The organism is Cryptosporangium sp. NPDC051539, assembly GCF_044454545.1.
GTDB lineage: Bacteria > Actinomycetota > Actinomycetes > Mycobacteriales > Cryptosporangiaceae > Cryptosporangium.
The window spans coordinates 222,970-248,208 of sequence record NZ_JBITDV010000001.1 but is presented as its reverse complement, the minus strand read 5'-3'; the positions used below and the strand labels follow the sequence as shown (position 1 = coordinate 248,208).

Below are 25,239 nucleotides of genomic sequence, written 5' to 3'. Positions count from 1 at the left end.
CCGGAAGAGACTCGGCGGCCAGCGCCAGTGGCACGAGGGCGGCGGATCCGGCTCCCTGCACCGCACGAGCCGCGATCAAGGCCACCGGGCCGGTCGCCAGTGCGCACCAGCAGGAGGCCGCCGCTGACCGGTCCCGGACCGGTCAGCGGCTCCCCGCAGCAGACTCAGCAGCTGGACTTGTACAGGGCGGCCTGGCCCTCGGTGCTGTTCAGGTTGTCCTTGGTGACGATCGTGAAGCCGGTCTGGATCGCCTTCTCGGTCGATTCCCCCTTCAGCGCCTTGATCGCCTGGTCGACGCCGTCGGTGCCGATCGTGGCCGGCTGCTGCGCGATGAGGGCCTGGATCGTGCCCTCCTGCAACGCCTTGACCTGGTCCGACCCGGCGTCGAAGCCGACGATCTTCACCGCGCCCTGCTTGCCGGCCTGACGGACACCGGTGGAGGCACCGGTCGCGCCGAACAGGTTGGTCGCGAAGATGCCCACGATGTCGGGGTCCTTCTGCAGCGCGGCGGTGACGATCTGCGCGGCCTTGGCCGGGTCGTTCTGCACGTACTGCACACCGAGGTTGACGTACTTGCTGTCGGCCTTGGCCGCGTCGTCGAAGCCCTTGGTGCGGGCGTCGGACGTGCTGATACCCGGCTGGTTGTCGATCACCAGAACCTTGCCGCCGTTCGGGGCGAGCTGCTGGATCGCCTTGAACGCCGCGGCGCCACCGCCCTGGTTGTCGGACGCGATCGACGAGACGACGTCGCCGGTGTTCTCCAGCGTGGTGTCGACCAGCACGACCTTGATGCCGGCCGCGGTGGCCTGCTTGATCGGCTGCTCCATCGACTTGGCGTCGGTCGGGGCGATCAGGATCGCGTCCGGGCGGGACGCGACGACCGACTGCAGCACCGGCGTCTGCAGCGTCGGGTCGAACTTCTGCGCGCCCTGGATCGAAACGGTCGCGCCGAGCTCCTTCGCCTTCTGCTGGATGCCGCAGCCCATCGTCACGTAGAACGCGTCGCCCGTGACGCCCTCGATGAACGCCAGGCGATACGTGCCGTCGCTGCCGCTCGCCGAGTCGCCGCCGCCGCAGCCCGCGGCCAGCATCGCGACCGCCGCCAGGCCGGCCAGGGCCGCCGTGGTCCGGGTTCTCTTCATTGTTGCTCCTTCGTGGGAACGCGTGCCGAGGAGAGAGAGGGGAATCTGAGGCGGGACTTGCGGCCGCGCAGGGCGCGGGTCCGCCGGGTCTGGTCCGCGTAGACGGCGACGATGAGCACCGCGCCGACGACGACCTGCTGCCAGTACGACTGGACGCCGAGGATGACGAAGCCGTTCTGCAGCACCGCGGGGATGAACAGGCCGATGATCGTGCCGAAGATCGTGCCGACCCCGCCGAAGAGGCTGGTGCCGCCGATGACCACGCCGGCGATCACGTTGAGGTTGGTCTGGGTCTGCCCGCCGATCGTCGTCGACTGGAAGAAGACCAGGTTGAGGATGCCCGCGAACCCGGCGAGCAGACCGGCCAGCGCGTAGACGCCGATCAGCTGACGGTCGACCTTGAGCCCGACGCGACGCCCGGCCTCGGAGTTCGAGCCGATCGCGAAGACGTGCAGGCCCCAGCGGGTCCGGTGCAGCAGGACGCCGACCAGGAACACGACGACCAGCGCGATCACCGAGATCCACGGCACCTGGCCGAAGACGTTGCCGAAGCCCACGTTGTCGACCAGGACGTCCGGCGCGTCCCGGAGGTCGACGCCCTTGGTGAGGATCTGCGAGAAGCCGAGCGCCATCCCGAGCGTGCCCAGCGTCACGATCAGCGGCGGGATGTTCAGCTTCGCGATCAGCAGACCGTTGAGCAGACCCCAGCCGAGACCGCAGGCGCAGGCCACCAGGATGCCGAGCAACGCGACGCCCCAGCCCTGGCCGCCCGCGGCCACCATGGTCTTCGACGCGATGACGCCGCTGAAGACCAGCACGCTGCCGACCGAGAGGTCGATGCCGCCGGTGATGATCACCAGCGTCATGCCGGCGCCGAGCACCGCGAGGATCGACGTGTTCACGACGATGCCGCGCAGGTTGTAGAGCGTCGGGAACGTCTCGGGGCGCAGGGCCGCGAAGATCGCGTAGATGACCAGCAGCACGAAGACGATCTGCAACTGCTGAGTGCCGAGCACCGTGACGATCCGGCGCGTGGGCGGTTTGCCCGGCGGCCGGTGAACTTCCCGGGGCTTCGTGGCGACGGTGCTCACGCTGCCCTCCCCTCCAGTGCGCCGGTCATGGCTCCGACGAGCTCTTCCATCGAGGTGTCCGCGGTGCGCAACGTCGCCACGCGCCGTCCGCGGCGCATCACCTGCACCCGGTCGGAGACGTCGATGACGTGCGGCATCGAGTGGCTGATGAACACGACCGCGATGCCGTTGGCGGCGGTGCGGCGGATCAGGTCCAGCACGTTCTTCGTCTGGACCACCCCGAGCGCGGCCGTGGGCTCGTCGAGGAAGATCACCTTGCTCGCCCAGGCCGCCGCGCGGGCGACCGCGATGCCCTGGCGCTGGCCGCCGGACATGCCGCCGACCGTGCCGTCCAGTTCACCGACCGTGGCGCCGAGGTCGTCGAACGCCTTGCGGCTGCCGGCCCGCATCGCGGCCTTGTCCATGAAGCCCAGGCGGCCGAGCAGGCCGCGCCTCATGACCTCCCGCCCCAGGTACATGTTCTGCACCGCGGACAGGTGGGGTGCGAGGGCCAGATCCTGGAAGACCGTCTCGATCCCCAGGCGGCGCGCGTCCACCGGCGAGCTCAGTGACACCGGCGCGCCGTCGAACCGGATCTCGCCGCCGGTCGGGGTGTCGGTCCCGGACAGGATCCGGGTCAGCGTGCTCTTGCCCGCCCCGTTGTCGCCGATCAGCGCGACGACCTCACCGGCCTCGATGTCGAAGTCCGCGCCGGCCAGGGCGGTGACGTGTCCGTACTCCCGGGTGATCCCCCGGGCTTCCAGGATCGGGGCCATCAGCTCCGCGCCGCCTCTCGCCACGAACGCGCGCGGCCGCCGACCGCGCGGAGCAGGGTCTCCAGGCGCGGGCGGGCCTGCTCCGCGAAGAACCCCGGCCGCTCGGCGGCGTCCAGGCCGATCGCTTCCTTCCAGACCGAGCGGCCGGCGATGAAGCCGGACGCGCCGCCCTCGTCGCAGGAGACCTTCACGACCTCCTGGAACTGGTCGAACGCGACGCCGGCCGAGAGGACCGCCCACGGGCGGGTGAGGTTCGCGGCCAGGCGCCTGGCACCGGCCGCGGAGCCCGGGTACTCGAGCTTGAGCAGGTCGGGCCCCAGGTGGTCGAGGAGCAGCGCCGACTCGACGATCAGGTCTTCGCGTGCCTGCGCCGAGAGCTCCTCGCCCGGCTGGGCGTAGACGAGGTTCTCGACGACCGACGGGATGCCGGCCTCGCGGCAGTCCGCGACGACCTGGCGGACCACGTCGATCGCCTCGGCCTGCAGGTCGGGCTCGCCGGGGGCGAACGTGCGGTGCGGGCGGACCTGGATCAGGAACTTGACCGCGTGGCCACCCAGGCCGCGCACCCACGCGCCACCCTGCTGCGGGTCGCGGGCGGCGCGGGGCTCGCCCTGGTAGGTCGGACGCTTCTCCGGCTCGGCCGCGATCAGCAGGCCGCAGTTCCCGGCCAGCGCACCGGCCTCCAGCACGGCCGGTACACCGATCGTCGGGTCGAGCAGGATGCCGCTGGCCAGCGGCGTGAGGGCCGCGGCGACGTCGACCTTGGCCCGATCCATGTCGTCCTGGGTGGCCTCGATGCCGACCGCGGTGAACATCCGGCGCAGCGTGTTGCGCTGGTCCATGGCGATGATCGAGAAGACGCCGTCGGCGTCCGCGATGTCGTCCAGTGTGGTGGTGGCAGCGACCGATTCGGTCGTCATGGTGTTCCCTTCGTCGATCTAGCGGAGGTCTGAGGGCACGTCGCGTGACGAGGTAATCGATTACCTTCCACGGTGTGCGATATTCATGGACAAAACCGAACGGGGTCAGGACACGGGTAGGGGAGGCCTCAGCCGGTCGGAGAACTCGGCGACGGTGCCCGGGCTCCCGGCTGCCGCCCAGGCCGCGAGCACGGCGGCGCCGAACGCACCCGGCTGGTCGATCGTGCTGACCGACAGCCCCTGGAGGACGGCACTCTTGCTCGCGCGGACGCTCCGCAGGCGGAGCCAGCCCCCGGCCGCCACCGCGCGCCCGTACGGTCCGGCCACCGGCGCGATCCGGGCCAGCAAGTCCGCGGTGTAGCGCGCGTTGGCGTCGACCGCGGCGGCCCAGAGGTCCTCCGGAGCGGCTCCCTCGCGCAGTCCGATCACGACGTCGTCGGCTTCGACGTCGGCGCCGGTGACCGTCGCCCGGGACGGGTCGGCGGCGGCGTAGTGCGCGTCGAGGCCGGCCGGGTCGGCCACGCCCAGCACGGTCAGCACCCGTTTCAGCACGAGACCGGCCCGCGACGGGGCGTTGACCAGCGTCGTCCCGGGCAGGATGTGCCGGCCGACCTCGACCCGGGCCCGGGTGAGCAGCCGCCGCTCGTCGGCGGTCACCACCCGCGGAATCGCCCGGAGCAGCGTGTCGGCGGTACCGCACGAGTTGAACAGGTCGTCGCCGCCGACCGCACCGGCGCCGAACGCCGCGACCGGGTGGTCGTGACCGGCGACCGAGATCGTCGCGCCCCGCAGCGGTTTCGGGGCGTCCGGGTTCCGCACGGTGCCGGCGGGCTCACCGGCGTAGCGTCGCTCGGGAACGAAGCGGCCGGGTACGCCGAGCAGGTCGAGCGCCGCGGTCCACGGGGCTCCGGTGTCGAGGTCGAGCATCCCGGTACGAGAGGCCAGCGAGGGCTCGGCAACCGGGTCCGCGCCGAGCGCGAACGCGAGGTACTCGGGGACGTTGAGCCAGCGGGAGGCCGGGCCGAGCTCCAGGCCGTGGTCGGCGGCCCAGAGCAGCTTGGCGATCGTCCACTGGGGATGGAGCGGGAGGCCGGTGGCGACCGGGAACGCGTCCCGGAACGACGCCGGCACCCGGGCGAGCTGTTCGGCGCCGCGGGGATCGTGCCAGGCGATCACCGGTGAGCGCGGGAGGCCGTGCTCGTCGATCACGACGCCGGACTCGGCCAGGCCGGTGAGACCCAGCGACGTCACCGGCTCGTCGAGCTCGCGCAGCGCGTCCGAAACGACCCCGAGAACGCCGTCCAGAAGGGTGGTCGCCTCGGTCTCGACCCGGCGGCCGGGTAACCGGCGCCAGACCGTCGGGCGGCGCCAGGTGCCGACCCGCGTGCCGTCGGCCCGCAGCACCAGCACTTTGGTGTCGGAGGTGCCGAGGTCGACACCGAGTAGCAGTCCGGTCATCTGCGCACCGCCGGTGGTTGTTCACCGGAGCCACGCATGACCAGCCGCAGCGGCAGCACGACGTTCTTCTCCTGGGCGGGCTGCCCGGCCAGGCGGGCGAACATCGTCTCGGCCGCCACCCGTCCGATCGCGTCCGGGTCGTGGTCGATGACCGTGACGCCGGGCTGCAGGACGTCGGCCAGCCCGAAGTCGCCGAAGCAGACCAGCGCCACGTCGGTGCGGTTGCAGGCGTGCAGTGCGGCGACGACACCGAGCGAGCAACGGGTGTTGGAGGAGAAGATCGCGGTCGGCGGCTCCGGGAGCGCGAGCAGTTCCTCGGTCGCGGCGCGGCCCTCGTCGGCGGTGTTGCGTCCGGTCCGGACCAGCTCCTCCTCCTGGCTCAGGGCCGACGACCGCACCTGGTCGCGGTAACCCTCCAGCCGGCCGCGGGTGGTCGCGACGTCCATCTTGCCGCCGACGTAGCCGACCCGCCGGTGGCCCTGCGCGGCCAGGTGCGTGACGGCCTGGCGCGCGCCCTCGTTGTCGTCGACCAGCACGGTCTCGCCGTCGAAGCCCTCGGGCCTGCGGTCGACGAACAGCACCGGGCAGGCCGCGTGCGCGAGGTGGCCGTAGCCGGTCGCGGCCGGGGCGACGATCAGCCCGGCGACGCGGCGGGCCAGCAGGTCGTCGACCACCGTGGTCTCCAGCCGCGGGTCGCGGCCGGTGCTGGCGATCATGACGCGCAGCCCGCGGGCGATCGCCAGGCGCTCGATCGTGCCGGTCATGTTGGCGAAGAACGGGTCGGCGATCGAGTCGATGACCACGCCGAGCGTGTCGTCGGTGCCCTTGCGCAGCGATCGGGCCGTCGGGTCCGGACGGTAGCCCAGCTCGCGGACGGCGGCGAGGATGCGCACCCGGGTCTCCTCGGCGACGCGGGGGTCGCCGTTGATCACCCGGGAGGCGGTCTTCGTGCTGGTCGACGCCAGTTCCGCCACGTCCTTGAGGCGGACCTGCTGAGGCTTCACCGCGTTCATGAGGCACCTACTTCGTCGAGGAGTGCCTCGATCTTGCCGCGCAGCTCCTCGGCCCGCGCGGGGTCCACCCCGCCGGCCAGCGGCGTTTCGCAGGACGCGCTGGCGGTGGCCACTCCGCGGACGACGGCGGCGCGCCAGGCGTCCGGGCCGTGGTGCAGCAGTTCCAGCGCGAGGCCACCGACGAACGAGTCGCCGGCACCGACCGGGGAGACGACCTCGACCGGGACGGCCGGAATCCACGACACCGTCCCGGCGGTCGCGAACGCGGTGCCGGCCGCACCGGCGGTGACGGCCGCCCGTTGCGCCCCGGCGGCCACCAGGGCCTGCGCGGCGGCCTCGGCCCGGTCGCGGACGTCGGCGCCGTCCGGGATCGGCAGGACGTCGACCGGCGCGCCGGAGAGTGCGGCCTCGGCCTCCTCCAGGTTCGGGCAGACCAGGTCGGGGTGGGCGGGCAGTGCGGTCGCGAGCGGGGCCGGGGCCGCGTCGACCACGATCACCGCCCCGCGGGCGTGCGCCAGCTCGACGAGCTGGCGGTAACCCTCGACCGGAACGCCGGTGGGGAGGCTGCCGGAGACCGTGAGCAGGTCGTTCGCGCCGAGCCGGACGGCGGCGGCGTCCAGGTAGGACGTCCAGGCCGCGGCCGGCACCGGGTCGCCGGGCTCGTTCACGACCGTGATCCGCCCGGCGTCGGCCTCCCGGAATACCAGCGCCTGCCGGACCGTGCCCGGTGTCGCCACCGCGACCAGGTTCGCGCCCTCGTCGGCCAGCAGGCCGGCCAGCAGCGCGCCGTCACCCTCGCACAGCAGGCCCAGTAACGGGACGTCGACGCCGTGGGCGCGCAGCACCCGGGCGACGTTCACACCCTTGCCGCCCGGGGAGAGCTCGGTCCGGCGGGAACGCATCACGGCGCCGGGAACGATCTCGGCCAGCGTGACCAGCCGGTCGATAGCCAGGTTCGGGTTCGCGACGAGCATGGCCGACAGCTCCTTTCCGCTGGAGGTAATCGTTGTCACGGCTGGGCCTAATCGGGCCTGAACCACTGGAGCAACTGCCGTCACATGCTGTGGTTTCTCTATAGGTAATCGTTGTCACGGCGAGGTGGTGAAACTGTGCGCCAGGCGACGCAGAGATGTCAAGGGAGTGAAGCCAGAATGTTGTCGAGCTGTGTCTCGGGGTCCACAGTGGCATCAACCGCCACGTGGGGCACGGTGGGCGGGGCCAGCAGAGCCGACGCGAAGTAGGTGTCCGGATCAGTCAGTTTTCCGCGGTCCCGGGAGGCGCCGCGGTCGAGCATCCGCTGCACCAGCACCTCGGCCGGCGCGGTCAGCCAGACGAGCGTGGTCGTCGCCTCCACGGCGGCGAAACGGCTCGCGATGGCACGCAGGGCAGCCGCCGACGACCGCTCCGTGGTGAACGGAGCCACCAGGACCGCGGCGACGCCGACCGACAGGCAGTCCTCCGCGGTGGCGACGATCGACTCGTAGCGGGCCCGGCGCAGCGCCGCGCCCGACGGCCCGTCCAGGTCGGCCCCCATCGCCTCGACCAACGGCCCGGTGACGACGTCCTGATCGAGGAGGGCGGCACGCAACGCCCGGGCCACCAGCCGCCCGACGGTGGATTTGCCGGTGGCCGGCGCACCGGTCATCAACACGGCCCGCATCTGAGTCGACATGATCCGGCAGCCTAAACACAATTGGTGGCATGGAAAGATCACGACTGACCGGATTGAGCAAGAAGATGTCGCTGGCCCTGCGGCACGATCCCGGCACGTTCGGGCTCACCCTCGAGGAGGGGGGCTGGGTCGAGGTGCCGTCGTTCCTCGAAGCACTCGGCCTCGAACGGGACGTTTTCGACACGATCGTCGCGACGAGCGACAAGCAGCGATTCGCGGTCCGGGCCGGCCCGGACGGCGTCGAGCGCGTCCGGGCCAACCAGGGGCACTCGGTCGCGGTCGACCTCGGGCTCGAGCCGGCCACCCCGCCGGGCACGTTGTTCCACGGCACCGGCGCCGCGGTGCTCCCGGCGATCCGGGCCGAGGGCCTGATCCGCGGCCGGCGTCACCACGTGCACCTCTCCCCCGACCGGGAGACCGCCCGGCGGGTCGGGGCCCGGCGCCCGGGCACGGTCGCCCTCCTCGAGATCGACGCCGCCGGGATGGCCCGCGACGGCCACACGTTCTACCGCAGCGCGAACGACGTCTGGCTCACCGACGCGGTCCCACCGGCCTACCTGCGCGAGGCCTGAGCCCGGAACCAGGCCTCGGCCACGCCGTCGCGGACGGTCACGACGCCGTCGGCGAAGTACTGGATCGCCTCACCCGACCCGGGCGCACCGATCGGCTGCTCGGCCCGCCGGGGTTCACCCAGCGTGGCCACGACCATCGGATCGTCGCGGAGCAGCGCGAACACGTCGCCGAGCACCACGACGTCGTTCCGGGAGAGCACGCCGCCCTCGAACCACTGCGCGACCCAGGGCCAGCGCGCCCGCGAGTCGCTGGGGCCGAGCGGGAAGCCCAGCGGCCCGCCACTGCCGCCGGCCGCCCCGTACTGGCCGTTGAGCTGGACGTTCAGCACGGCGGTACCACACTCGTCGGAGGCGTACACGGTCGCCGGGAGCGCGGTCACCATGGTCTCGAGCGACGTGCGGCGCACGACCTTCGGACGCCGCTCGAACAGCCGCACCGCGAAGCCTTCCTCGTAGGCCCCGTACGCGACCTCGACCCGCTGCCGCACGCCCGACGTGCCCTGCGGCGAATCCGGGCTCGGTTCCTCGGGCCCGGCCGCGAAGACGATCCCGCCACCGTTGCTGAGGTGCTCGTCGGCGATGTTGCCGCGCAGGACCTGGGTGCCCGCGAAGTCGCTGTGGGTGACGATTCCCCCCTCGTACCGCTGGTAGTAGCCGGGCTTCGTCGTCCCGTGCACCACCACCAGGTCGTCGAGCGGGAAGCCGAGTTCGCCGCGCGCGTCCCAGTGGTGGTCGGGCACCGGCCCCCAGCTCGCGAACGCGCCGTGCTCGCTGCGGTAGACGATGCCGGTCCCGTTCGTGTTCCCCTCGAACTCCTGGAAGTTGCCACGGGTGCCGAAGGGCGATTCGGTCGCCGCCTGCGGGCCGCTGATCGGGAATCCGAGGACGCCGCCCGCTCCGCCGTGCCGGTCGAAGCACTCCGCGATGTCGGCGGCCAGGACGTAGGCGCCGCCCGGCGTCCAGGTGACGGTGCCGCCGCTGAACGGACGGACGAACCCGCTGGTGTTGCGGGGTGACGGACCGGCGTGGGCCAGCGGGCCGGCCGGGCCGCCGAGCAGCGGGGCCTGCGCGGTGGCGATCGCGGCGATCGCGGCCGCCGCCCGCCGCGCGAGCCGGATCGCCGGCGCCGGGCCGAGCGCGTCGAGGATGTCTTCGGCCCGGCGGTGCTTCATCGCCGCGAGCGCGGTGCCGGCCCAGGTGTCGTTCCCGGCCGTCGCGAGGTGGTCGAGCACCTCGGCCACGTCGTCGGCGGCCGCGTCGGCCAGCGCGAGGGCGGCCCGCTCGGCCGGTAACGACAGCACGGCCTCCGCGGCGTCCGCGACCGGGTCGCGCCGGATGATCCGGACGAGCCGGTCGACCCAGGCGTCGTCGAACTCCTCCTCGTGCTTCTTCAGCGCGGCGAAGAGCCGGTACTCCAGTTGCTCCAGCGAGCCGAAGCGGTCGAAGACGCCGTCGGAAGCCTTGGCCTGGAACGCGACCTGGCGCTCGTCGACGCGGTCGGCCCTGGCCCCGTCGCGGATGAAGATCAGCCGCGGGATGTCGGACTCGACCGCGGCGTCGAACTCGGCCTCGGTGTAGGAGACGCCGGACCGGCCGGGTGCCTCGGTGCCGTACCGGTGGCCGAGCAGCCCGACGAACAGGTTGCACTCGCGTACCCGGCGCTCGGACTCCTCGACCGGGGTGCCCGCCGACGCGCCGAACCACTGCATGTGGTGCGGCGCGTGACCGGCCCGGTTGATCGCCCGGACCGCCGCCTCCACGAACGACTCGCCGCGGGGCTCGGCGAGTTCGCTCGTGCACGACAGGAAGACCCGCAGTGGCACGGTTCGTCCGGCCATCGTCGCCCCCAGCCCGTACTCACCCCGATCGTGCGACCACGATACGGACGGGAGGCGACCCGGCGCAGCCGCTATGAGACCTGGGCCACCGGCACGTTCGGGTGACGGTAGAGCCAGAACCCGAGGGCCCGGGGCAGGCGCCGCGGGCTGCTCTGGGTCGTGTACTGCTCCCAGGCCGGGCGTAACGGCTCCGGCACGGTGCTCGCCGCGAGGTGCCGGCTACAGGACGCGCACGGAATCTGCTCCATCGCCGCGTAGAGGTCCTTCGCGGTGCGGGCGGATTCGACGCGTGCGTACCAGCCGCAGCAGCGTCCGGAGTCGTCGGAGTACGGCATGAACGGTCATCCCTTCGACAACGATGTCTTCCCGGATCATGCCGCCGTTCGCGCGGTCTGTCCCGGCGATCGGCTAGAAGCCGGGAAAGACCGCGCGCAGCGCGTCCGGATCGATGTCGCGGGCCGTGACGGACGGGCTGTGGGCGGGGTCGAGACGGCCGTAGAGCAACCGGAGGAACGCCTCGGCCGGAAGGCCGAGCTCGCCGGTGGCGTCGCCGCCGTCCCAGGGCTCGAGCGAGACCTTCTCGCCGAGGTTGAGCGCGTACTCGCGAGCGGGGTCGGTGAGCGTGACGTGGATCCGCCCGGCCGGGCCGGGCTTGCCGGCGAAACCGACGAGACCCCGGGCGACCTCGAGGACCGCGCCGACGGCCTGGGGCAGGATCGTCGCCGACGGGTCGAGCATCACCTCGACGTCCCAGGCGTGGACCGCGTGCTCGGAGAGGCGGAAGGCCGCGAGGGTCGCGGTGTCGACCGGGCCGCTCCAGTTGGAGAACTCCAGCGTGGAGAGTTGGTCGTCGTCGAGCGCCTCGAACTTCTTCACCAGGACGTCGTCGGCCGCGAGGGCGTCGGGGCCCTGGTCCTCGGGCGCCTTGCCGTCCCACACCGCCCAGATCGCCTGGAAGTTCTCCTGTACCGGGGGCGCCTCACCGGCGACGCCCGCGTCGAAGATCAGCCCGTTGATCTCGGCTCCGGAACCGAGGTGCGACAACGTCTGGGCGATCGTCCACTCCGACGGGTAGCCCGGGCTGCGCAGCTGTTCGGAGGTGAGGCCACCGGCGACGTCGCGGAGGTGGTCGTGGGAGGCACGGAGCGCCGCGATCCGCGCGACCGCCTCGGCGTTCGAGTTACTCATGCGGTGAGCTTAGGCCCGCGCCTAGGGCGCGGCGATCACGACCTCGGTACCGGCCCGGCGGATCGCGTCCACGCCGGCCGGGTCGGCGGACGAGTCGGTGACCAGCACGGACACGGCGGCGACGGGGCAGATCGCCGCCAGGTGCACGCGTCCGACCTTCGAGCCGTCGGCCACCACGATCACCCGGTCGGACCGGCGGATCATGCAGGCGTTCGTGTGCGCCTCGATCTCGTCGTGCGTCGTCAGCCCGCCCCGCGAGCTGATCCCGTCGACGCCGATGACCGCGATCTGGATGTTCAGCCCCTCGAGCGCCCGGTCGGCGATCGGCCCGACCAGCTCGTACGACTGCGTCCGGGACACCCCTCCGGTCATCACCAGCTTCAGGCGCGGCCGCAACGCGAGCTCGGAGGCGATGTTCAGCGCGTTCGTCACGACGGTCAGGTCCACCCGTTCGGCGAGCAGGCGCGCCAGCAGGTGCGTCGTGGTGCCACCGGAGAGCCCCAGCGTCAGCGGGCCACGCGGGAGCAGATCCGCCGCTCGGCGGGCGACGACGGCCTTCGCCTCGCGGTTCTGCCCGGCCCGGTACCGGACCGGGAGCTCGTAGGCCACGTCGACGGCGACCGCGCCGCCGTGCGTCCGCGAGAGCAGTTTCTGGTCCTCGAGGACCTGCAGATCGCGACGGATCGTCGCGGCCGAGACCGCGAACTCGTCGGCGAGCAGCCCGGCGTCGACGGAACCGTCGGCAGCGAGCCGCTCGAGGATCGCCGACACCCGCTCGGCCCGGCGCAAGGAACTTCGCGGCATTTTCGCCCTCTCCGCAATTCAAACGAACACCCAGAATAGTTCGTTTGGACGCAACCCTTGCGCGTTTCTGAGCGAGATGACCAGGATCGCTCATGACCGTGATCACGTTCCTCGGCGCGGGCAGCGTCGTCTTCACCCGAGAGCTGCTGGCCGACCTGCTGGCTTTCGACGAGTTGCGCGGCGTCACGCTGAGCCTCCACGACATCGATCCGGAGCGACTGGAGACCGCGGAGGCGATCGCCCGCCGCACCGCCGACCAACTCGGCGTCACGCCCACGATCACCGCGAGCCTCGACCGGCGCGCCGCCCTCGAGGGCGCGAAGTACGTCATCAACGCGATCCAGGTCGGCATGTTCCCGGCGACCAAGCGCGACTTCGAGATCCCGGCGAAGTACGGGCTGCGCCAGACGATCGGCGACACCCTGGGCGTGGGCGGGATCTTCCGGGCCCTCCGCACGTTCCCGGTGCTCGACGGGATCGCGGCCGACATCCGCGAGATCTGCCCGGACGCGTGGCTGCTCAACTACACCAACCCGATGGCGATGAACGTCGCCTACCTCGCCGCGACCGCCCCCGACGTGAACGCCGTGGGCCTGTGCCACTCGGTCTACTGGACCGTCCACGACCTCTGCGCGCTGATCGACGTCCCGCTCGAGGAGGTCGACTACCTCGGCGCCGGCGTCAACCACCAGGCCTGGCTGCTGCGCTGGGAACACCGCGGCGAGAGCCTCTACCCCCGCCTCGACGCGCTGCTGGAGAAGGACGACCAGCTCAAGCGCCGGGTCCGGATGGACATGTACCAGCGGCTCGGCTGGTTCCCGACCGAGACCAGCGAGCACTCGTCGGAGTACGTGCCGTGGTACCTGCACGACGACGGCGAGGTCGAGCGCCTGCGCATCCCGGTCGGCGACTACCTGCGGATCAGCCAGGACAACCTGGACGAGTACCAGCAGGTCCGCAGCGACGTGCTGGCCGGCCGGCCGCTGGACCTCACCCGCGAGGCGACCGAGTACGCGCCGCAGGTCATCCACAGCATGGAGACCGGCACGATGCGCCGGATCCACGGCAACGTGGCCAACCGCGGATACCTCACGAACCTGCCGGACGGCTACGCGGTCGAGGTGCCCTGTGTGGTCGACCGGCTCGGCGTCCGCCCCGAGTACGTCGGCGACCTGCCCGCGCAGTGCGCCGCGGTGAACCGTCCGTTCGTCAGCGTGGGTGAGCTCACGGTCCGCGCCGCGGTCACCGGCGACAAGCGGATGGTGCGCCAGGCCGCGATGGTCGACCCGAACACGTCGTCGACGCTGACCGTCGACAAGATCTGGGAACTGTGCGACGAACTGACCGCCGCGCACGGCGACCTGATCCCGGAATCACTGCGGTAACCGCCTTGTCCGTCAGTCACGAGGTGTTCCCTCGGTGACGGATTGACGGGTGTGGCGCATGCGGCTTCGCGAGCCCTGCGACGCTGCCCCGAACCTGCACTGGTCCGCGAACGGCCCCGGCTCCCCGCCGGGGCCGTTCGTGTCTCCGCCCGCGCGAACGGCGCCGGACGCAGTGAGAAGACGCCTGGTCAAGCGAATTTTCGTGCAATCCACACTGCACGTTTTCGCTCGGATGCTGTGCGCTCGTGCGTGACTGAGCATAATCCGGCGCAACTCCTCCCACCCTTCGAAGAGGTACAGCGATGAGGTACTCCCGAACGGCCACCGGCCGGGCCACGGCGCTCTGCGCCGCGCTGGCCGCCGCCGCCGTGTTCTTGTCGGCCTGCAGCGGCTCGACGCCTTCCAGCAGCGGCAAGGACGCCGCCGAGGGGTACGACCCCAAGGCGACCGTGGAGATCACCTGGTGGACCGGCCAGACCACCGAGGCCGAAAAGGCCGCCGAGAAGCTCGGCGCGCAGTACCACGCGCTCCACCCGAACGTGACCGTGAAGACGTCACCCGGGGCCACGCTCACCGACGACCTGCTGACGAAGCTGTCGGCCGGATTCACCGGCGGCAACTACCCGGACGTCTCGTACGCGTACGGCAGCTGGGCCGGTGAGCTGGCCAACAGCGGCCGCACCCAGGACCTCTCCGACTACGTGAAGGACCCGGCGTTCGGCTGGGACGACTTCCCGGCCGCCGCCCGCGAGACCGCGACCACCGCGGACGGCAAGGTCATCGGCGTCCCCGCGCTGGTCGACAACCTCGCGCTGATCTACAACAAGACGATGTTCGACGCGGCGGAGCTGGCGTACCCGACCGACGACTGGACCTGGGACGACTTCCGGGCCGCGGCCAAGAAGCTGAACGACCCGGCGAAGAACTTCTACGGCACCGCGTACTCGGTCTCCGGCGGCGAGGACACGACCTGGCACCTCTGGCCGCTGCTCTGGCAGCACGGCGGCAAGATCCTCGACGGCAAGAAGCCCGCGTTCAACAGCGACGCCGGGGTGGCCGCGCTGGAGACGCTGCGCGCGATCGCGGTCGACGACAAGTCGATGTACCTCGACCAGACCGACGAGAAGTACAGCCCGCTGTTCTGGAGCGGCCGGATCGGCATGATCATGTCCGGCCCCTGGGAGCTGCTCGAGCTGGCCAACCACAAGACGAACTACGGCGTCGCCCAGCTGCCCGGGTACGACGGCAACCACGAGACCGTCTCGGGCCCCGACCTCTGGGTCGCCTACAACCACGACGACCCGAACCGCGCCGGCGCCTCCCGCGACTTCCTCAAGTGGCTGACCAGCAAGGAGACCGACGCGAAGTGGAACCTGGCGATCGGTAACCTCCCGCTGCGCACGTCCGAGCAGAGCACGCCGCAGTTCACCGCGTACGTCAAGCAGTACCCGGGCGGCCAGAAGTTCTTCGACAACCTGAAGAACGCCAAGCAGGCCCGCCCGACGCTGGCCGGCTACGAGGAGATGTCCCGCAACGTCGGCGACTCGATCGCCCAGGTCCTGCAGGGCAAGGCGAAGCCGAAGGACGCGCTGGACGCCGCCGCGAAGAAGTCCGCCGGCGCGCTCGAAGACTCATGACCCAGGTCGCGCACAAGCCCCGGTTCGCGGTCGGCGGACGTGCGCCCGCCACCGTGAACCGGCCGCCCCGCGGCCGCGGGGTGCGCCGGGCGCTCACCGGCTGGGCCTTCGCCGGCCCGGCGACGTTCATCGTGATCGGCCTGTCGTTGTTTCCCGCGGTCTGGGCGTTCTTCATCTCCCGGACGAAGTGGAACGGGATCGCTCCGGCCACCGACGTCGGGTGGCGCAACTACCAGCGGCTCGCCGAGGACCCGGGCGCGATCGACGCGGCCCGCCAGACGCTGCTGCTGACCGTGACGTTCGTGCCGGGCTCGATCATTCTCGGCATCCTCATCGCGGTCGCCCTGAACCGGAAGATCCGGTTCATCGGGTTCTACCGGACGTGCATCTTCGTGCCGTACGTGGCTTCGGCGGCGGCGACCGGAATCCTGGCCGGGTACGTGTTCAGCCCGCAGTTCGGCATCGTGAACGCGGCGCTGCGCCACCTCGGGCTGCCCGCCCAGCAGTTCCTGGAGAGCCCGAGCCAGGCGCTGCTCACGCTCGTCGTCATCGCGCTCTGGGGTGAGGTCGGGTTCACGACCGTGCTGTACCTGGCCGCGCTGCAGGACATCCCGTCCGAACTGGTGGAGGCCGCGGTCGTCGACGGCGCCGGGCCGTGGCGGGTGTTCCGGCACGTGACGCTGCCGCACCTGCGGCCGGTCACCGTCTTCGCGACGGTCTGGCAGACGATCACCGCGCTCCAGCTGTTCGACCTGATCTACACGACGACCCGCGGCGGGCCGCTGAACACGACGCAGACGGTCGTGTACTACGTGTACGAACTCGCGTTCCAGACGCGACGGCTGGGGTACGGCGCCGCGCTCGCGTACCTGCTCTTCCTGGTGACGCTGGTGCTGACCGCGGCCGTCATCGTCTACAACCGGCGCCGAGGATCGGAGGCGTTTTGAGGCGCAAGTTGCCGTTCTCCCCGTGGCATCTCCTGCTGATGCCGCTGGCACTGCTGTTCGTGCTGCCGCTGGTGCAGATGGTGCTGACGTCGTTCATGCCGGAGTCGCAGATCACACAGCTCCCGCCGGACTTCGTTCCGCACGGCCTGCACCTCGACGGATACCGGAAGCTGTTCGACGAGTCGCACATCGTGCGCTGGTTCGTCAACACGGTGTTCGTGTCCGCGGTGACCGTGCTGTCGCACCTCGTGCTGTGCTCGCTGGCCGGGTACGGATTCGCGCGGCTGCGGTTCCCCGGCCGCGGGATCGCGTTCCTCGTGGTGCTGGCCACCGTGATGATCCCGATCCAGCTGCTGATGATCCCGACGTACATCATGTTCGCGCGGCTGGGGATCGTGGACACGCTGGGTGCGGCGATCGTGCCGTGGCTGGCGTCGGCGTTCGGCATCTTCCTGATGCGGCAGTTCTTCCTGTCGCTGCCGGTGGAGCTGGAGGAGGCCGCGTTCCTGGACGGCGCCGGGCCGCTGCGGACGTTCGTGTCGGTGGTGCTGCCGCTGGCCAAACCCGCGCTGGCGACGCTGGCCGTGTTCACGTTGCTGTCGAGCTGGAACGACCTGCTGTGGCCGCTGATCGCGATCACCGACGACGAGAAGTACACGTTGCAGGTGGGGCTGGCGTCGTTCCAGGGGATGCGGCGCACGGAGTGGGGTCAGCTGATGGCCGGGAACGTGATCGCGACGGTGCCGCTGATCGTCGCGTTCCTGTTCGCGCAGCGGAGGTTCATCGCGACGATGACGTTCAGTGGCTTGAAGGGATAGCCGCCGCCGCGGGCGGGCCGCGCGGTCAGCGGGTCGCGAGGGCCGCGCGGACCTCCCCGGCGGTCGCCTGCGCCGCCGTGCCTCCCGGGGCCCGCGTGCTCAGAGAGCCCGCGGCGGCGGCCCAGGCGACCGCCTCCGCCAGCGTCGACCCACCTAGCCGCGCGGCCAGGAACCCCGCGTTGAAGCTGTCCCCGGCCCCGGTCGTGTCCACGACGTCCACCGCGAGGCTCGGCGCCGCGAACTCCCCCGACGGCGCCCACACCCGGCCGCCCCGGGCCCCGTCCTTGAGCACGACCGTCGTCCCCCCGGCGACCAGCGCCGCCGCGGCCTCCGTCACGTCGGTGAGACCGGTCACCGCGAGCAACTCCGCCGCGTTCGGGAGGAACACGTCGGTCGCCGCGAGCACCTCGCGGATCCCTCCCCACTTCTCGGCCGGGTCCCAGTTCGTGTCCACCGACGTCGACACCCCCGCCGCCCGGGCCCGTGCCATCACCCCGGCCAGTCCCTCGGCTAGCGCCGGCTGGAGAAACACGGACGCCACGTGCAGGTGCCGGGTCCGCGCCAGCAGTTCGTCGGACACGTCGTCCGGCGCCAACGTCGGAATCGTCCCGGGGAGCGTCAGAATCGACCGGTCGTCCGGACTGGACAAGATCACCGACAGCCCGGTCGGTTCGGCCGTACCCGGCCGCGGGTTTTCGAGCGCGACGCCCCGATCGCGCAGCCACCCCCGCGTCACCGTCCCGAACACGTCGTCGCCGACCCGCGCCAGCAGCGCCGTCCGCAGCCCGAGCCGCGCGCAGCCCGACGCGGTGATCGCCGCCGACCCCCCGAGCACCAGATCGGCGTCGGTGAGCAACTGCTCGACCTGCCCGAACCGGGGCACGACGTCTCCCCGGAGCACCAGATCGGGGTTGGCGTCGCCGACGATCAGCACGTCGAGATCTGCGACTGGCATCAGCGCGCTCCTGATGATCGTTTACATTCGTTAGGTACTTGAATCGAGCATAGTCGCGCAAAGGAGCGAGCAAGCATGATCCTGACGGTGACGCTCAACGCGGCGCTCGACGTCACCTACCGGGTCGACGCGCTCGTGCCGCACGGCACCCACCGGGTCGCGCCGCCAGAGGAGCGGGCCGGTGGCAAAGGCCTGAACGTCGCCCGGGTCCTGCACGCGCTCGGCGAGCCCGTGCTCGCGACCGGACTGCTCGGCGGCGACACCGGCGCCCGCCTCGCCCGCCTGCTCGACGCCGACGGCGTCCCGTCCGCGTTCGAGCCGGTCGCCGGGGAGACCCGCCGCACCCTCGCCGTCTCCGACGGCCGCGGCGCGACCGGTTTCTGGGAGCCGGGCCCGGAGGTCACGCCGGAGGAGTGGGAGGCGTTCCGCGTCCGCTTCGCGCTCCTGGTGGCCGAGGCCGACGTCGTGGTCCTGTCCGGCTCCCTCCCCCGCGGCCTGCCCGGCGACGCCTACGCCCAACTCGTTCTGGACGCGGGACCGGCCGGCGTTCCGGTCATCCTCGACACCAGCGGCGAACCCCTGCGTCTGGGCATCGGGGCCGGTCCCGCCCTGATCAAGCCCAACGCCGAGGAACTCGCCGCCCTGGTGGGCACGAACGGGGAGCTCGTGGAGTCCGCGCGGGCCGCACGGACGCTCGGAGCCGGTGCGGTGGTGGCGTCGGCCGGGCCCGACGGGCTGGTCGCGGTGACCGGCGACGGCGGCTGGCAGGCGCGGCCGCCCGAGGTCGTGCACGGCAACCCCACCGGCGCCGGGGACGCGGCCGTCGCCGGGCTCGCCCGCGGTCTCCGCCACCGCGCCCCCTGGCCCGAGCTCCTCGCCGATGCGGTGGCGCTCTCGGCCGCCGCGGTGGCCTCCCCGATCGCCGGCTCGGCCGACCTCGCGCTCGCCGACCGGTTCCGCCCGGCCGTCGCCGTCAGCCCGCTCGCGGCCGCCGCCGCGTCTTCCCCCGAATCGGAGCGTTCCGCATGCTGATCCCCACCGGAGTCCTCGTCGCCGACGCCCGGGCGGCCGGGCGTGCGATCCCGGCGTTCAACGTCATCACGATCGAGCACGCCGAGGCGATCGTCGCCGGCGCCGAGGCCGCCGGGCTGCCGGTGATCCTGCAGATCAGCGAGAACGCGGTGAAGTTCCACGGCAACCGCCTCGCGCCGGTCGCGGCCGCCGCCGCCGCGATCGGGGCCACGGCCGGTGTGGGCGTTTCGCTGCACCTCGACCACGTCAAAGACCTCGATCTGCTCGACCAGGCGGCGGCGCACGGCTTCTCGTCGGTCATGGTCGACGCGTCGAGGCTTCCCTACGACGAGAACGTCGCCACCACCGCGGCCGCCGTCGAGCGGCTGCACGCGCAGGGCCTCTGGGTGGAGAGCGAGCTCGGCGAGGTCGGTGGGAAGGCCGGTGACCCGCACGCGCCGGGTGTCCGCACCGACCCGGCCGAGGCCGCCCGCTACGTGGCCGCCACCGGCGTCGACGCGCTGGCCGTCGCGGTCGGCTCGTCGCACGCGATGACCAGCCGCACCGCCCGCCTCGACCACGACCTGATCACGGCTCTCCGCGACGCGATCGCGATCCCGCTGGTGCTGCACGGCTCGTCCGGCGTGCCCGACGGCGAGCTCACGGCCGCGGTGCGGGCCGGAATGGTCAAGATCAACATCGGCACCGCGCTGAACACCGCGTTCACCGGCGCGGTCCGCGAGACCCTGGCCGCCGACGAGTCCCTGGTGGACCCGCGCAAGTACCTGGCACCGGCCCGGGACGCGATCGCGTCCGTCGTCGCACGCCTGACGACCCTGCTCGCCGGGGACTGACACCGCGCCCGCGCCGCGGCGGCACCCGGACGAGAGGTCGCCGAGGGCACCGCGGCCGCCTCCGACGCGGCCCGGTATCCGCCGGTCACCGGGGCGTCCGGGGCCCGGGGAACGTCACCGTGACGTCCAGGCCGCCGTCCGGGCGGGCGCGGACGTCGAGTGCGGCCCGGTGGGCGTCGGCGATGGCCCGGACGATCGGCAGGCCCAGGCCGTGCCCGCCGCCGGTACGCAGGCGGGGGCCGCCCAGCTGCTGGAACGGCTCCAGCAGGCGCGCGACCTCGTCCGGCGGGATCACCGGGCCGCTGTTGCTCACGGTCAGCACCGCGCGCCCGGCCGGCGCGCCGGTGGTGATCCGCACCCATCCGCCGGGCACGTTGTGCCGCAGCGCGTTGCCGACCAGGTTCGCGACCAGGCTCTCCACCAGGTGCGGATCCCCGGCCACCGGCGCCGCCGCCAGCTCCCCGCTCACCGCCGGCCCGGTCCGGCCGGTCCCGTCGGCCGCGGCGGCGGGCGCGGCGGCGGGCGGCGGCGGTGCGGCCGCAGCCTCGAGTGCCGACGACGCCACGGCCCGCAGGTCGAGAGCGGACGGTTCCTCGATCCCCGACTCCGAGCTCGCCAGCGTCAGCAGCGCGTCGATCAGCCGCTCCTGCTGGACCCCGAGTGCGAGCACCTCGCGGCAGGCCGCCCGCAGCGTCTCCACCGACACGTCCGGGTCGGCCAGCGCCACCTGCAGCAGTGTCCGTTCCGCGGTCAGCGGCGTCCGCAGCTCGTGGGACGCGTTCGCGACGAACCGGCGCTGTGCGTCGAACGACGCCTCCAGCCGCGCGAACAGATCGTCGAGCACGCCGGCCAGCTGCTTGAACTCGTCGTCGCGCCCGGAAACGCCCAGCCGGCGGTGCAGGTTGGAGGCCGAGATGTCCTGCGCGGTCTCGGTGATCGTGCGCAGCGGACGCAGGAACCGCCCGGCGATCAGCCACCCGAGGACCACGGCGACCAGCGCCATCACCGCGATCCCGGTCAGCGACGTCACGATCAGGTCGTGCCGGGCCGCGACTTCGGCCTCGGTCGGCCCGGGCGGAGCGAAGCCGCCTCCGACCGGTGACGACGACCGCGACCGCAGCAGCGCCGCGCTCAGCACCGCCCCGCCGCACAACACGAACGCCGCCGCGTACAACGCCGTCAGCTGCCCCCGCAGACCCCGCAAAGCCCGCCCCCTCCCACCCCGCCCCCTCCCACCCCGCCCGTTCACGAGCCGCCCGTTCACGACCCGCCCCTTCACGACCCGCCCCTTCACGACCCGCGCGTTCACGACCCGCGCGTTCACGACCCGCCCCCGGCCGAACCGGCCGTGGGCGACCCGCCCGCGGACGAATCGTCCCGGGCCGCGTCGCCGTACCCGCCGAGCCGGTATCCACCGCCACGCACCGTGAACACCACGGGCGGTTCGCCGAGTTTCGTCCGCAGGCGTTTGATCGTGGTCTTGACCGCGGTGGTGAACGGGTCCGCGGCCTCGTCCCAGACGTGCTCGAGCAACTCCTCGGCCGGCACCACCCGCCCCGGCGCGGCCAGCAGGTACTCCAGCACGGCGAACTCCTTCGGCGTCAGGGTCAGCCGGCGGCCGCCGCGGGTCGCGACCCGGGCGTTCGGGTCGAGCGTCAGGTCGCCGAAGGCCAGCGACGGCGGCAACGACGCCCCCGGCCGCCGCGCCAGCGCCCGGATCCGCGCGACCAGCTCCCCGAAGTCGAACGGCTTGGGCAGGTAGTCGTCGGCCCCCAGCCCGAGCCCCTCCACCCGCTGGCGCACCGCCGACGCCGCGGTCAGCATCAGCACCCGGCACGACGGATGCCCCGCGACGATCCGCCGGCACACCTCGTCCCCGTGCACGCCCGGCAGGTCGCGGTCGAGCACCACGACGTCGTAGTCGGTGACCGCGAGGTACTCGAGGGCGGTGGTCCCGTCCAGGACGGTGTCGACCGCGAACCCCTCGCGGCGCAACCCGGTCCCGACGGTCCGGGCCAGGATCTCGAAGTCCTCCACGACCAGCACTCTCACCGGCACCACGATGCCAGCCCCCGGGTGTCAGAAGCGTGTCGGAACACGACACCGGCGCGACACCGCCCACCGCGTAGACCGGTGCACCGACGAGAGGAGACAGTTATGACCATCGAAGTGACGAACCTCCGCAAGCGGTTCGGATCCACCCTCGCCCTGGACGGGATGACATTCACGGTCCGCCCGGGCCTGGTCACCGGATTCGTCGGCCCCAACGGCGCCGGAAAGTCCACCACGATGCGGGTGATCCTCGGCCTGGACTCGGTCGAGGAAGGCACCGCGCTGGTCGGCGGCCGGCCCTACCGCACGATCAGGCGCCCGCTGCACGAGCTCGGCTCACTGCTCGACGCGGCCGCGCTGCAGCCCAGTCGCACCGCCCGCAACCACCTGCTCTGGCTGGCCCACTCCCAGGGCCTCGACGGCGCCCGCGCCGACACGGTCCTCGAGCTCACCGGCCTGACCTCGGTGGCCGGCCGCCGCGCGGGCGGCTTCTCGCTCGGCATGCGGCAACGCCTCGGGATCGCCGCCGCCCTGCTCGCCGACCCCCCGGCGCTGATGCTCGACGAACCGTTCAACGGCATGGACCCGGACGGCATCATCTGGATGCGCGGCTTCCTGAAGACGCTGGCGGCGGAGGGCCGCGCGGTCCTGGTCTCCAGCCACCTGATGGGCGAGCTGCAGGACACCGCCCACCACCTGGTCGTCGTCGGTCGCGGCCGGGTGCTCGCCGACGCGGCCCTGCCCGACCTGCTCGCCGTGCACCACTCGCTGGAGCAGGCCTACGTGGACCTCACCCGCGACGCGGTCGAGTTCCGGACGCCCGAGGGTGGCCTCCGGTGAAAACCCTCCTGCACGCCGAGTGGACGAAGTTCCGCACGATCCGCGGGTGGCTCGTCGCCGCCCTGCTCGGTGCTCTGCTGATCGTCGGCTTCGGCGTGCTGCCGGGCCAGCAAGGCACCTGCAGCGCCCGGTGCGCGCTCCCCCGCGGCCCCGAGGGCCAGGAGGTCACCGACCGGTTCGAGTTCGTGCACCGCACGCTGACCGGCGACGGCTCGATCACGGCCCGGATCACCGCGTTCACCGGCGAGCGGCCGTCGGAGGCCGGCCCGCCGACGGCAGGCCTGGTCCCGTGGGCCAAGGCCGGGCTCATCCTGAAGGACGGCACGAAGCCCGGATCCTCCTACGCCGCGGTGATGCTGACCGGCGCCCACGGCGTCCGCTTCCAGCACGACTACGTGCACGACGGTCCGGGCCCGGCCGGGAACCCGCGATGGCTGCGCCTGAGCCGGGCCGGCGACACGGTCACCGCCGCCGCGTCCACCGACGGCAGCACCTGGCACGCGGTCGGGTCGGCGACCGTGAAGAATCTGCCCGGCACCGTCGAAGCCGGCCTGTTCACCACGTCGCCCCAGTACAGCCAGGTGTCGACGCAGACGTTCGGTACCAGCGGCGCCTTCGGTGGCCCGAGCACCGCGACCGCGGTCTTCGATCACGTCAGCCTGAACGGCCACACGTCCGACGCGCGGTGGCGGACCGGCGAGGTCGGCGGGGTGCGCGACGACCCGGCCGGCGCCCCTCCGGCGGACGCCCCGGGCGACGGCAGCCGGGCCGGGTCGGCCGGCCCGGAGGCGGACGCCCATCAGGCCGGCGGGGTGTTCACGCTGACCGGAAGCGGCGACGTCGCCCCCGCGGTCTCCGGCGTGAACGGGCTCGGCACCAGCCTCACCCAGACCCTGATCGGGACGTTCGTCGGGCTGATCCTGCTGGTCGCGCTCGGCGCGCTCTTCCTCACGGCCGAGTACCGGCGCGGCCTGATCGCCACGACGTTCACCGCGACCCCGGCCCGCGGGCGGGTGCTGGCGGCGAAGGCCCTGGTCCTGGCGGCGGTCGCCGGGGTGCTGGGCGCGGCGGCGGCCGCCGCGGCGGTGACGCTCGGCCGCGCGGTGCTCCGGGGCAACGGCGTCTACGTCAACCCGGTGCCGTTCGTCACCGAGTCGCGGCTCGTCCTCGGGACCGGGCTGCTGCTGGCGTTGTGTGCCGTGCTGGCGCTCGCGGTCGGGTCGGTGATCCGGAAATCCGCGCCCGCGCTGGTGGTCGTCCTCGCGCTGACCGTGCTGCCGTACCTGCTGGCGATGACCGTGCTGCCGTCGGGCGCGGCCCAGTGGGTGTTACGGGTCACCCCGGCCGCGGCGTTCGCGGTGCAGCAGAGCGCGGTGCAGTACGCACAGGTCGACAACCTCTACACGCCACCGAACGGGTACTTCCCGCTGCCTCCGGGGGCCGGGCTGGCGGTGCTCGCCGCCTGGACGGCGGCCGCGCTCGTGCTGGCCGCCTACCTCCTGCGCCGGAGGGACGCGTGACGTACGCCGATGCCCTCCGGGCCGAGTGGACCAAGCTGCGCACCACCAGGGCCGCGCTGTGGTCGGCGATCACGCTGATCGTCACCACGGCGGGACTGAGCCTCTACGCCTCCGGGTCGGTGACCTGCCCGTGCGCGACCGACACGATGAAACTCGCGCTCACCGGGATCCAGCTCGGCCAGGCCGTCGCGGCCCTCCTCGCGGTCGGCGTCCTCGGCGGCGAGTACAGCACCCGGATGATCACGGTCACGCTGACCGCGATGCCGTCCCGCCTCACCGTGCTGGCCGCGAAAGCCACGCTGGTCGCGCTCGTGACCGGCACCGCGGGCGCGCTCGCCGTCGGACTGTCCTACCTGGCCGGACGGGCCCTGCTCGGTGACGACCTGCCGCACGTCGTGGCGCGGCCGGTGGGCGGGAGCGTCGTCTACCTGGTACTGATCGCGCTGCTCGGGCTCGGTGCCACCGCCGCCACCCGGAGCCCGGCGGCGGCGACCGGGCTGGTCCTCGGCCTGCTCTACGTCGCGCCGATCGTCGCCGCGGTGATGCCGGATCCGGCCTGGAGGCGGCACCTGCGCCAGATCAGCCCGGCCGACGCGGGCCTGGCGGTCCAGGCCACCACCGGCCTCGACAAACTCCCGATCTCCCCCTGGGCGGGCCTGGGGGTGGTCGCGCTCTGGGCCGTCGCGGCCCTGGCCGCCGGCGCCGTGGTCCTGCACCGGAGAGACGCCTGACGCACGTCGCCCCGGCCCGCTGAGCGGGCCGGGGCG

At 72.5% G+C, this 25,239-nt stretch carries 23 protein-coding genes and 2 pseudogenes; 10 read left to right on the top strand and 15 right to left on the bottom strand.

Annotation, left to right across the window (positions count from 1 at the left end; translation table 11 throughout):
* Window positions 1-164: 164 nt before the first annotated feature.
* The 8 genes from ACIBZJ_RS01175 to ACIBZJ_RS01140 form a co-directional block, all read right to left on the bottom strand.
* Window positions 165-1,142, bottom strand: coding sequence for an ABC transporter substrate-binding protein (locus ACIBZJ_RS01175; RefSeq protein ID WP_395924142.1), 978 nt, complete (start codon window positions 1,140-1,142; stop codon window positions 165-167).
* A complete protein-coding gene (locus tag ACIBZJ_RS01170) occupies window positions 1,139-2,233 on the bottom strand; it encodes an ABC transporter permease (RefSeq protein WP_395924140.1) in 1,095 nt (364 codons plus the stop codon). Before ACIBZJ_RS01170 ends, ACIBZJ_RS01175 begins: the two co-directional genes overlap by 4 nt.
* Window positions 2,230-2,988 carry an ATP-binding cassette domain-containing protein gene (locus ACIBZJ_RS01165; RefSeq protein ID WP_395924138.1) on the bottom strand — a complete coding sequence of 253 codons (759 nt, stop codon included), beginning with the start codon at window positions 2,986-2,988 and terminating at the stop codon, window positions 2,230-2,232. Before ACIBZJ_RS01165 ends, ACIBZJ_RS01170 begins: the two co-directional genes overlap by 4 nt.
* Window positions 2,988-3,908: a hypothetical protein gene (locus tag ACIBZJ_RS01160; RefSeq protein WP_395924136.1), complete on the bottom strand. Its 921-nt coding sequence runs from the start codon at window positions 3,906-3,908 to the stop codon at window positions 2,988-2,990. The genes ACIBZJ_RS01165 and ACIBZJ_RS01160 overlap by 1 nt, the downstream gene beginning before the upstream one ends.
* 105 nt (window positions 3,909-4,013) lie before the next feature.
* A complete protein-coding gene (locus ACIBZJ_RS01155; RefSeq protein ID WP_395924134.1) occupies window positions 4,014-5,366 on the bottom strand; it encodes an L-fuculokinase in 1,353 nt (450 codons plus the stop codon).
* Window positions 5,363-6,379, bottom strand: coding sequence for a LacI family DNA-binding transcriptional regulator (locus ACIBZJ_RS01150; protein WP_395924132.1), 1,017 nt, complete (start codon window positions 6,377-6,379; stop codon window positions 5,363-5,365). The genes ACIBZJ_RS01155 and ACIBZJ_RS01150 overlap by 4 nt, the downstream gene beginning before the upstream one ends.
* Window positions 6,376-7,392, bottom strand: a complete 1,017-nt coding sequence (locus tag ACIBZJ_RS01145; protein WP_395924130.1) for a 1-phosphofructokinase family hexose kinase — start codon at window positions 7,390-7,392, stop codon at window positions 6,376-6,378. Before ACIBZJ_RS01145 ends, ACIBZJ_RS01150 begins: the two co-directional genes overlap by 4 nt.
* A 119-nt stretch (window positions 7,393-7,511) precedes the next feature.
* The gene (locus tag ACIBZJ_RS01140; RefSeq protein WP_395924128.1) at window positions 7,512-8,051 is read right to left on the bottom strand and encodes an AAA family ATPase; all 540 of its coding nucleotides are present in this window, start codon (window positions 8,049-8,051) and stop codon (window positions 7,512-7,514) included.
* Between the two features lie 29 nt (window positions 8,052-8,080).
* Here ACIBZJ_RS01140 and ACIBZJ_RS01135 point away from each other — a divergent pair, with 29 nt between their 5' ends.
* On the top strand, window positions 8,081-8,623 hold the full coding sequence (locus ACIBZJ_RS01135) for an RNA 2'-phosphotransferase (RefSeq protein WP_395924126.1): 543 nt from the start codon (window positions 8,081-8,083) through the stop codon (window positions 8,621-8,623).
* Here the strand turns inward: ACIBZJ_RS01135 and ACIBZJ_RS01130 are convergent.
* From ACIBZJ_RS01130 to ACIBZJ_RS01115, 4 genes are all read right to left on the bottom strand, one after another.
* Window positions 8,605-10,461 (bottom strand): DUF4062 domain-containing protein, encoded by a 1,857-nt coding sequence (locus ACIBZJ_RS01130; RefSeq protein WP_395924124.1) that lies wholly within the window; start codon window positions 10,459-10,461, stop codon window positions 8,605-8,607. The genes ACIBZJ_RS01135 and ACIBZJ_RS01130 overlap by 19 nt on opposite strands.
* Window positions 10,462-10,532: 71 nt before the next feature.
* Window positions 10,533-10,796: a hypothetical protein gene (locus tag ACIBZJ_RS01125; protein WP_395924122.1), complete on the bottom strand. Its 264-nt coding sequence runs from the start codon at window positions 10,794-10,796 to the stop codon at window positions 10,533-10,535.
* A gap of 73 nt (window positions 10,797-10,869) precedes the next feature.
* Window positions 10,870-11,649 (bottom strand): maleylpyruvate isomerase family mycothiol-dependent enzyme, encoded by a 780-nt coding sequence (locus ACIBZJ_RS01120; RefSeq protein ID WP_395924120.1) that lies wholly within the window; start codon window positions 11,647-11,649, stop codon window positions 10,870-10,872.
* A 21-nt stretch (window positions 11,650-11,670) separates the two neighbouring features.
* Complete coding sequence (locus ACIBZJ_RS01115) at window positions 11,671-12,453, bottom strand: DeoR/GlpR family DNA-binding transcription regulator (RefSeq protein ID WP_395924118.1); 783 nt, start codon at window positions 12,451-12,453, stop codon at window positions 11,671-11,673.
* A gap of 92 nt (window positions 12,454-12,545) precedes the next feature.
* Here ACIBZJ_RS01115 and ACIBZJ_RS01110 point away from each other — a divergent pair, with 92 nt between their 5' ends.
* The 4 genes from ACIBZJ_RS01110 (at window position 12,546) to ACIBZJ_RS01095 (ending at window position 17,240) form a co-directional block, all read left to right on the top strand.
* Window positions 12,546-13,838 carry an alpha-glucosidase/alpha-galactosidase gene (locus ACIBZJ_RS01110; protein WP_395924116.1) on the top strand — a complete coding sequence of 431 codons (1,293 nt, stop codon included), beginning with the start codon at window positions 12,546-12,548 and terminating at the stop codon, window positions 13,836-13,838.
* Between the two features lie 302 nt (window positions 13,839-14,140).
* A complete protein-coding gene (locus ACIBZJ_RS01105; protein WP_395924114.1) occupies window positions 14,141-15,475 on the top strand; it encodes an ABC transporter substrate-binding protein in 1,335 nt (444 codons plus the stop codon).
* On the top strand, window positions 15,472-16,422 hold the full coding sequence (locus ACIBZJ_RS01100; RefSeq protein WP_395924112.1) for a carbohydrate ABC transporter permease: 951 nt from the start codon (window positions 15,472-15,474) through the stop codon (window positions 16,420-16,422). The genes ACIBZJ_RS01105 and ACIBZJ_RS01100 overlap by 4 nt, the downstream gene beginning before the upstream one ends.
* Window positions 16,419-17,240, top strand: coding sequence for a carbohydrate ABC transporter permease (locus ACIBZJ_RS01095; RefSeq protein WP_395924111.1), 822 nt, complete (start codon window positions 16,419-16,421; stop codon window positions 17,238-17,240). The genes ACIBZJ_RS01100 and ACIBZJ_RS01095 overlap by 4 nt, the downstream gene beginning before the upstream one ends.
* A gap of 25 nt (window positions 17,241-17,265) precedes the next feature.
* On the opposite strand, the gene ACIBZJ_RS01090 is transcribed toward ACIBZJ_RS01095, so the two are convergent.
* Window positions 17,266-18,195 (bottom strand): carbohydrate kinase family protein, encoded by a 930-nt coding sequence (locus tag ACIBZJ_RS01090; protein ID WP_395924109.1) that lies wholly within the window; start codon window positions 18,193-18,195, stop codon window positions 17,266-17,268.
* 75 nt (window positions 18,196-18,270) lie between these two features.
* Between ACIBZJ_RS01090 and ACIBZJ_RS01085 the strand changes: the two genes are divergently transcribed.
* Window positions 18,271-19,227, top strand: a complete 957-nt coding sequence (locus tag ACIBZJ_RS01085) for a 1-phosphofructokinase family hexose kinase (protein ID WP_395924107.1) — start codon at window positions 18,271-18,273, stop codon at window positions 19,225-19,227.
* Complete coding sequence (locus ACIBZJ_RS01080; RefSeq protein WP_395924105.1) at window positions 19,221-20,060, top strand: ketose-bisphosphate aldolase; 840 nt, start codon at window positions 19,221-19,223, stop codon at window positions 20,058-20,060. The genes ACIBZJ_RS01085 and ACIBZJ_RS01080 overlap by 7 nt, the downstream gene beginning before the upstream one ends.
* Window positions 20,061-20,145: 85 nt before the next feature.
* On the opposite strand, the gene ACIBZJ_RS01075 is transcribed toward ACIBZJ_RS01080, so the two are convergent.
* Together ACIBZJ_RS01075 and ACIBZJ_RS01070 are read right to left on the bottom strand one after the other, a co-directional pair.
* Window positions 20,146-21,264 (bottom strand): sensor histidine kinase, encoded by a 1,119-nt coding sequence (locus ACIBZJ_RS01075; RefSeq protein WP_395924103.1) that lies wholly within the window; start codon window positions 21,262-21,264, stop codon window positions 20,146-20,148.
* Between the two features lie 194 nt (window positions 21,265-21,458).
* Window positions 21,459-22,112: pseudogene (locus ACIBZJ_RS01070) on the bottom strand (response regulator transcription factor); the annotation flags it as partial.
* Between the two features lie 105 nt (window positions 22,113-22,217).
* On the opposite strand from ACIBZJ_RS01070, the pseudogene ACIBZJ_RS01065 reads away from it, so the two are divergent.
* The 3 genes and pseudogenes from ACIBZJ_RS01065 to ACIBZJ_RS01055 form a co-directional block, all read left to right on the top strand.
* Window positions 22,218-22,868: pseudogene (locus ACIBZJ_RS01065) on the top strand (ABC transporter ATP-binding protein); the annotation flags it as partial.
* An 80-nt stretch (window positions 22,869-22,948) separates the two neighbouring features.
* Window positions 22,949-24,472, top strand: a complete 1,524-nt coding sequence (locus ACIBZJ_RS01060) for an ABC transporter permease subunit (RefSeq protein WP_395924101.1) — start codon at window positions 22,949-22,951, stop codon at window positions 24,470-24,472.
* Window positions 24,469-25,203 (top strand): ABC transporter permease subunit, encoded by a 735-nt coding sequence (locus ACIBZJ_RS01055; protein WP_395924099.1) that lies wholly within the window; start codon window positions 24,469-24,471, stop codon window positions 25,201-25,203. Before ACIBZJ_RS01060 ends, ACIBZJ_RS01055 begins: the two co-directional genes overlap by 4 nt.
* The last annotated feature ends 36 nt before the right edge of the window (window positions 25,204-25,239 follow it).

Bases quoted from the DNA above. Each gene is read 5' to 3' on its own strand.
- ACIBZJ_RS01175 (WP_395924142.1), bottom strand. From the start codon at position 1,142: ATGAAGAGAACCCGGACCACGGCGGCCCTGGCCGGCCTGGCGGCGGTC.
- ACIBZJ_RS01165 (WP_395924138.1), bottom strand. From the start codon at position 2,988: ATGGCCCCGATCCTGGAAGCCCGGGGGATCACCCGGGAGTACGGACAC.
- ACIBZJ_RS01160 (WP_395924136.1), bottom strand. From the start codon at position 3,908: ATGACGACCGAATCGGTCGCTGCCACCACCACACTGGACGACATCGCG.
- ACIBZJ_RS01155 (WP_395924134.1), bottom strand. From the start codon at position 5,366: ATGACCGGACTGCTACTCGGTGTCGACCTCGGCACCTCCGACACCAAA.
- ACIBZJ_RS01150 (WP_395924132.1), bottom strand. From the start codon at position 6,379: ATGAACGCGGTGAAGCCTCAGCAGGTCCGCCTCAAGGACGTGGCGGAA.
- ACIBZJ_RS01140 (WP_395924128.1), bottom strand. From the start codon at position 8,051: ATGTCGACTCAGATGCGGGCCGTGTTGATGACCGGTGCGCCGGCCACC.
- ACIBZJ_RS01135 (WP_395924126.1), top strand. From the start codon at position 8,081: ATGGAAAGATCACGACTGACCGGATTGAGCAAGAAGATGTCGCTGGCC.
- ACIBZJ_RS01130 (WP_395924124.1), bottom strand. From the start codon at position 10,461: ATGGCCGGACGAACCGTGCCACTGCGGGTCTTCCTGTCGTGCACGAGC.
- ACIBZJ_RS01125 (WP_395924122.1), bottom strand. From the start codon at position 10,796: ATGCCGTACTCCGACGACTCCGGACGCTGCTGCGGCTGGTACGCACGC.
- ACIBZJ_RS01120 (WP_395924120.1), bottom strand. From the start codon at position 11,649: ATGAGTAACTCGAACGCCGAGGCGGTCGCGCGGATCGCGGCGCTCCGT.
- ACIBZJ_RS01115 (WP_395924118.1), bottom strand. From the start codon at position 12,453: ATGCCGCGAAGTTCCTTGCGCCGGGCCGAGCGGGTGTCGGCGATCCTC.
- ACIBZJ_RS01110 (WP_395924116.1), top strand. From the start codon at position 12,546: ATGACCGTGATCACGTTCCTCGGCGCGGGCAGCGTCGTCTTCACCCGA.
- ACIBZJ_RS01105 (WP_395924114.1), top strand. From the start codon at position 14,141: ATGAGGTACTCCCGAACGGCCACCGGCCGGGCCACGGCGCTCTGCGCC.
- ACIBZJ_RS01100 (WP_395924112.1), top strand. From the start codon at position 15,472: ATGACCCAGGTCGCGCACAAGCCCCGGTTCGCGGTCGGCGGACGTGCG.
- ACIBZJ_RS01090 (WP_395924109.1), bottom strand. From the start codon at position 18,195: ATGCCAGTCGCAGATCTCGACGTGCTGATCGTCGGCGACGCCAACCCC.
- ACIBZJ_RS01085 (WP_395924107.1), top strand. From the start codon at position 18,271: ATGATCCTGACGGTGACGCTCAACGCGGCGCTCGACGTCACCTACCGG.
- ACIBZJ_RS01080 (WP_395924105.1), top strand. From the start codon at position 19,221: ATGCTGATCCCCACCGGAGTCCTCGTCGCCGACGCCCGGGCGGCCGGG.